4 protein-coding genes and 5 pseudogenes are annotated in these 6,331 nt (G+C 62.9%); 3 read left to right on the forward strand and 6 right to left on the reverse strand.

The genetic code is table 11. The annotated features are described in order from the left end of the window. Positions 1-932, forward strand: a 932-nt coding sequence (locus tag B2V21_RS03715; RefSeq protein WP_286916062.1) for a 3'-5' exonuclease, incomplete at its 5' end; no start/stop codon positions are given. Positions 933-990: 58 nt separating this feature from the next. Beyond that, a pseudogene (locus B2V21_RS03720) lies at positions 991-1,528 on the forward strand (xanthine phosphoribosyltransferase). A gap of 18 nt (positions 1,529-1,546) precedes the next feature. Here B2V21_RS03720 and B2V21_RS03725 read toward each other — a convergent pair. After that, on the reverse strand, positions 1,547-3,478 hold the full coding sequence (locus tag B2V21_RS03725; RefSeq protein ID WP_286916063.1) for an acetyl-CoA hydrolase/transferase C-terminal domain-containing protein: 1,932 nt from the start codon (positions 3,476-3,478) through the stop codon (positions 1,547-1,549). Positions 3,479-3,508: 30 nt separating this feature from the next. On the opposite strand from B2V21_RS03725, the gene B2V21_RS03730 reads away from it, so the two are divergent. Continuing rightward, on the forward strand, positions 3,509-4,090 hold the full coding sequence (locus B2V21_RS03730) for a GNAT family N-acetyltransferase (RefSeq protein WP_286916064.1): 582 nt from the start codon (positions 3,509-3,511) through the stop codon (positions 4,088-4,090). 42 nt (positions 4,091-4,132) lie between these two features. Here the strand turns inward: B2V21_RS03730 and B2V21_RS03735 are convergent, their stop codons facing one another. The 5 genes and pseudogenes from B2V21_RS03735 to B2V21_RS03750 all read right to left on the reverse strand — a co-directional run. Then, positions 4,133-4,681, reverse strand: coding sequence for a cupin domain-containing protein (locus B2V21_RS03735; RefSeq protein WP_049860349.1), 549 nt, complete (start codon positions 4,679-4,681; stop codon positions 4,133-4,135). Between the two features lie 125 nt (positions 4,682-4,806). Further along, positions 4,807-5,262 (reverse strand): annotated as a pseudogene (gene alr, locus B2V21_RS03740) (alanine racemase); the annotation flags it as partial. 18 nt (positions 5,263-5,280) lie between these two features. After that, positions 5,281-5,403 (reverse strand): annotated as a pseudogene (locus B2V21_RS21540) (hypothetical protein); the annotation flags it as partial. 56 nt (positions 5,404-5,459) lie between these two features. After that, positions 5,460-6,092: pseudogene (gene alr, locus B2V21_RS03745) on the reverse strand (alanine racemase); the annotation flags it as partial. Positions 6,093-6,170: 78 nt separating this feature from the next. Next, positions 6,171-6,331, reverse strand: a pseudogene (locus B2V21_RS03750) (D-amino acid dehydrogenase); the annotation flags it as partial.

A 6,331-nucleotide genomic window follows, 5' to 3' on the forward strand; every position in this document is an offset into this window, starting at 1 on the left:
TGAAGCTGCAGCACCACCAGATCCCCTATCGGCTCAGTGGCGGCAACAGCTTCTTCGGGCGTCAGGAAGTGAAGGACCTGATGGCCTACTTCCGCCTGATCGTGAACCCGGACGACGACAACGCTTTCCTGCGGGTGATCAACGTGCCGCGCCGGGAAATCGGTTCCACGACCCTGGAAAAGCTCGGCAACTATGCCACCGAGCGCAAGATCTCGATGTACGCGGCCACCGACGAGATCGGCCTGGGCGAGCATCTGGACGCGCGCTTCACCGATCGCCTGAGCCGCTTCAAGCGCTATATGGACAAGGTCCGCGAGCAGTGCGCCGGTGAAGACCCGATCGGGGCGCTGCGCAGCATGGTCATGGACATCGACTACGAGCAGTGGCTGCGCACCAACAGTTCCAGTGAAAAGGCCGCCGACTACCGCATGAGCAACGTGTGGTTTCTGGTCGAGGCCTTGAAGAACACCCTGGAAAAGGACGAAGACGGCGCCATGACGGTCGAGGAAGCGATCGGCAAGCTGGTGCTGCGCGACATGCTCGAACGGCAGCAGGAAGAAGAGGACGGCGCCGAGGGCGTGCAGATGATGACCCTGCATGCGTCCAAGGGCCTGGAATTTCCCTACGTGTTCATCATGGGCATGGAAGAGGAAATCCTGCCGCATCGCTCCAGCATCGAGGCTGACACCATCGAGGAAGAACGCCGCCTGGCTTACGTGGGCATCACGCGCGCGCGGCAGACCCTGGCCTTTACCTTCGCCGCCAAGCGCAAGCAGTACGGCGAGATCATCGATTGCGCACCCAGCCGCTTTCTCGATGAACTGCCGCCCGACGACCTGGCCTGGGAAGGTAACGACGACACGCCCACGGAAGTCAAAGCCGTGCGCGGCAATACCGCATTGGCCGATATCCGCGCCATGCTCAAACGCTGAATTCAACCCTGCCCGGGCCACAGCCGGCCTGCGCACATTGGTACATCGAGGAACCACCGTGGAAGCTCTGCACAAAAAGATTCGCGAAGAAGGCATCGTGCTTTCCGATCAGGTATTGAAGGTCGATGCCTTTCTCAACCACCAGATCGATCCGCTCTTGATGCAGCAGATCGGCGACGAATTCGCCCGCCGGTTCGCCGATGCCGGGATCACCAAGATCGTCACCATCGAGGCNNCTGGGCGTGCCGGTGATCTTCGCGCGCAAGCACCAGTCGCTGACGCTGACGGAAAACCTGCTGGTGGCCTCGGTGTATTCGTTCACCAAGCAGACGGAAAGCACGGTGGCCATTTCGCCGCGTCATTTGAACAGCAACGATACCGTGCTGGTGATCGACGATTTCCTGGCCAACGGCAAAGCGTCGCAGGCGCTGATTTCGATCATCAACCAGGCCGGCGCCAAACTGGCCGGACTGGGTATCGTCATCGAGAAGTCCTTCCAGGGCGGCCGCGCCGAACTCGATGCGCAAGGCTATCGCGTGGAATCCCTGGCCCGGGTACAGTCGCTGGCCAATGGCGTCGTGACCTTCGTGGAGTGACCTGACCCACCGCGGCGCCTAGCGCGCCGGGTTTTCGGTCTCCTGCAGGGCGGCCAGTACCAGGCGCTGGTAGAGTTCCTCGCGCAACCCCTGTGGCTGGTCCAGGCCCATGCGCTGCAGGTGCAGAGGGTAGCCGCTGGCCTCGGGTGCCTCCAGCGCCGCCTTGCCCAGCTCGAGCATCTCGCTGAGCTTGAACTTGCTTTTGAGCCAGTTCAGCGCGCGCAGCAAGTCCTTTTCCTCATCGGTGAAATCGCACCCCAGCGGATACTCCGGGAACAGCGACGCGTGTCGATTGCGGATTGCCTCCAGACGCTCGCTGGTGTTGTTGGCAAAGCGCGGATCGAGCACGAAATCCTTGCTCAACTTGCCGGCGCGCTGGGCCTCGTCGATCAGGCTGGGCTGGAAGCGCGAATCGCTGATGTTGATCATCGCCTCGATCACCTCGGCATCGGTACGCCCGCGCAACTGGGCAATGCCGTACTCGGTCACGACGATGTCGCGCAGGTGCCGTGGAATCGTGCAATGGCCATAGTCCCACAGCACGTTGGAGCTGATGACACCTGCCGATTCCCGCCAACTGCGCAGGATCAGCACCGAACGTGCGCCCTCCAGGGCGTGCCCCTGAACGACGAAATTGTACTGCCCGCCAACGCCGCTGATGACCCGCCCGTCTTCGAGCTGGTCCGACACGGCCGCGCCCATCACCGTCGCCGTGAACACGGTATTGATGAACCGCGCATCGCGTCGTTGCAGACGTTTGAGCTGCTCGTCGCCATACAGCTCGTTGATGTAGCTGATCGCGGTCATGTCGAAGCGGGCCAAGCTCGCTGCCGGCATCTGCCGAAGGCGCTCGTAGAAACTGTTCGGCCCGAGAAAGAAACCGCCGTGTACCACCACCCCGTCCCGGTCCTCATCGGCGTGCAGCACACCGGCGTTGGCCGCCGCCTGGCGTGCCACGTCCGGGTAGACCTTGCGGCGTATCACCCCCGCTTCGGCGAGGGCCAGCAGGCCGTTGACGAACATCTCGCTGCACCCATACAGGCCGGTAGCGAAGGGCTCGACGCCGCCTTCGGCCTGGATCAACGCCTGCCAGGGCGACAGGTCGAGTTCATCGAGCAACGCCCGGTAGCCGGCATTGTCGGCCTGACGCGCGAGCAGGGCGGCGCTCAGCGCATCACCCATCGCCCCGATACCGATCTGCAGCGTGCCACCGTCGCGCACCAGTGTGCTGGCATGCAGACCGATGAAATGATCCTGCACACCGACCGGCATGTTCGGCGTGGAAAACAGCGTCGACTGCTCGGCACCGTCGATCAGCAGATCGAACGCCTCGCTGTCGATCTCAGCACTGCCGGGCATGAACGGCAGGGCCTCGTGGATCTGGCCCAGAATCAGAATGGTTTCGCCGGCCGCACGACGCCTTTCGATCATCGGCAGCAGGTCCAGGGTGATGTCCGGATTGCAGCTCAGGCTCAGACGTTCGGCATTTTCGGGGTGCTGGCTGACCAGTTGCGCCACCAGATTCAGCCCCTTGGCATTGATGTCGCGCGCGGCGTGGCTGTAATTGCTGCTGATGTAGCTTTGCTGCGCCGTCGTGCTGCCCAGCAGGCTGCCTGGTTGCATGAAGAACTGTTGTACCGTGATGTTGGAGGGCAGCTCGTCACGGCGTAGGTCGGCGAGAAACTCGAACTCGGGGTAATCGCCGAACACGCGCTCGACGAAGGGTTCGAGCAAGCGCTTCTGCAGGCCGTCGCCCAGGGGCGGGCGGCCCAGCACCAGTGCGGTATAGATCGTCAGACGCCGCTCGGGCAGGCCCTTGATGCGGGCATACAGCGCGTTGACGAAGCGGTTGGGCTTGCCCAGGCCCAGCGGCATACCCATGTGGATATGCGTGGGCAAACGCTGCAGCACCTGGTCCACGGCCACTTCGATGGAACACCGATGCACCATGCTTTGGCCTCCTGACCTGTTATTTGCAGGTTGGACCGCTATCCTATTGGGATTGTTGCACAGCTGCCGCTGCCACCGGCCGTTGAGCGAACCGACCACACCCTCCAGGACATGCCCGTGACGCTTGAACTTCGCCTTGCCACTCCCGACGATTCCGTGAGCATCTCCCGCCTGCTGATTGCCAACTCAGCCGCCAACGGTGGCACCCTGTATGGCGACTGGTCTGCAGCCGTGGTGCGCACATGGGTCGAAACGGGTACGCCGATCATAGTCGCTATCGACGGCGAGCAGGTCAAAGGCGTGCTGTTCAGTGCCGAAAACGCTGACGACGCCGCGCCGCCCGTCAAGGCGATGTTCGCCGCCTGCCCGGCCATCGATGATGCCTACGCCTACGGCCCCATCTGCGTGGATCCTTCCATGCGCGGCCAAGGCCTGCCCAAGGCGCTCTACACAAAGCTGTGTCATTACATGGGGGAGCGCCGTGGATTGCTGTTCATCAACCGTAGCAATGTTGGCTCGCTGAAGGCCCATCAAAAACTGGGCATGGACGTCATCGCCGATTTCAAACTCGGTGATCAAGCGTTCGATGTGCTGCAAACACCTGCGAGTTGACGCTCGGAGCAGACCAGAAACTGATCAGCGCGACCGGCCGACTCAGAAATTCGCCGGCGTGGCGGCGCTGATCAAGCGGGCGGGCGTATCGAACGGGTTGCGGAAGCGATGCGGTTTGCTGCTTTCGAAGTAGTAGCTGTCGCCCTCTTCGAGCACGTAGGTGTCCTGACCGACCACCAGCTCCAGGCGCCCTTCCACCAGGATGCCGGTCTCCTCGCCCTCGTGCATAAGCATTTCCATACCGGTGTCGGCACCCGGCGGATAGACCTCGCTGAGAAAGGCGATGGCCCGGCTGGGGTGGGCCTTGCCGACCAGCTTCATGGTCACCGCGCCGTCGGAGATATCGATCAGCTCATTGGCCTTGTAGACCACTTGGGTTGGCCGCTCGGCCTGCAGTTCTTCGGAAAAGAACTCCACCATGGACATTGGAATCCCGCCCAGCACCTTGCGCAGCGAGCTGATCGAGGGACTCACGCTGTTCTTCTCGATCATGGAAATGGTGCTGTTGGTGACGCCCGCTCGTTTGGCGAGTTCACGCTGGGACAAACCCTTGAGTTTGCGAATGGCTTGCAGTCGTTCGCCGACGTCCAATGCGAAAGCCTCCTGGAATGCTGAGCAGTTCATGATGGCCGGTATCATGGCAACAGCGTTCGGGATTTACAACACATTGGCGGGCGATGGGTCGGCCCGGGCGCATGGCGCGCCCAGACGCTGGACTAAACGTACTGCAAGGGCACGCGGCGCAGGTTGCAGAAGATCTGGTAGGCAATGGTGCCAGCGGCGTGGGCGACGTCACTGGCCAGCACCTGCTTGCCCCACAGCTCGACCGTACTGCCGACGCCCGCCTGGGGCACATCGGTCAGGTCGACGTTGAGCATGTCCATCGATACCCGCCCCGCCAGCACGGTACGCACGCCATCGACCAGCACTGGCGTGCCATTGGGCGCCAGGCGCGGGTAACCATCGGCATAACCCATGGCCACCACGCCGATCCGGCTCGGCCGCTGGGTGACAAAGCGCGCGCCGTAGCCCACGGCCTCCCCCGCAGGCAGTTCACGCACGCTGATGACCTTGGACTGCAGCGTCATAACCGGCTGCAACTGGGCACTGGCAGAGGTCGCGGTTTCGAACGGTGTGGCCCCGTAAAGCATGATGCCGGGGCGCACCCAGTCGTAGTGCGCTTCAGGATGCCAGAGCGTGCAGGCGGAATTGGAGAGCGAACGGGGAATCGCGAGCCCTTCGGCGGCGCGTTCAATGCGCTGCAACGGCGCGATCAGCCCTTCCGGGTTTTCCGCATCGGCAAAGTGCGCCATCAGCGTAATGTCGCCGACGTTTTCCAGCGCGCGCAGCTTTTCGTTGAGCGCGGNNTGATGCCGGGGCGCACCCAGTCACTGGGAATCTGCGGCCAGCCGAGCACTGCCGGGGAGTTGCGCAGGCTGATCTCGGCGCTCAGCCCCTGCCGCGCCGTGTCGAACACGGCCAGTTGCTCGGTACTGCTGGGGCAGTCCAGCTCATCGGCGCGGGCGAAATGGCTCATCAGCACGATCTTGGCCACCTTGCCGCTGGCCAGCAGGCGCTGATAGGCGGCCTGGTAATCCTTGGGATGCAGGCCGACACGGTGCATGCCCGAGTCGAGTTTCAACCAGACCTGCAACGGCTGGCTCAGGCGTGCCTGCTCGATGGCTTCCAGTTGCCACAACGAATGCACCACGCACCACAGCCCATGCTCGATGATCAATGGCAGTTCGCTGGCTTCGAAAAATCCTTCGAGCAGCAATACCGGCGCGGTGATACCCGCCGCACGCAACTGCAGGGCTTCCTCGATGCAGGCCACGGCAAACCCGTCCGCCTCGCCTTCCAGCGCCTGGGCACAACGCACCGCGCCATGCCCGTAGGCATCGGCCTTGACCACAGCCAACGCCTTCGCCCCACTCATCTGGCGTGCCAGTCGATAGTTGTGGCGCAGGGCGGAGAGGTCGATCAGGGCGCGGGCTGGACGCATGGCGGGCTTCTTTTGCAAGGTTTGAAGGGTGAAAAGTTGCAAGGACCGCCGCGCAGGGCGGCGATCCTGGACCAACAGTTACGAATGCGCCGGCGCCGACTGACCCTGACGAACCGTTTCGTGTGGCTGTCCGTAGCGCGATATGTCCAGGCCGGCGGCGCTGATCTGCGGCTTTTTACGCGCGATCAGGTCGGCAAGCAAGCGTCCCGACCCACATGCCATGGTCCAGCCCAGCGTGC

The sequence above is a fragment of the Pseudomonas sp. UBA6276 genome (genome assembly GCF_002438365.1).
In the GTDB taxonomy this organism is placed as follows: domain Bacteria; phylum Pseudomonadota; class Gammaproteobacteria; order Pseudomonadales; family Pseudomonadaceae; genus Aquipseudomonas; species Aquipseudomonas coleopterorum.

Bases quoted from the DNA above. Each gene is read 5' to 3' on its own strand.
- B2V21_RS03725 (WP_286916063.1), bottom strand. From the start codon at position 3,478: ATGGTGCATCGGTGTTCCATCGAAGTGGCCGTGGACCAGGTGCTGCAG.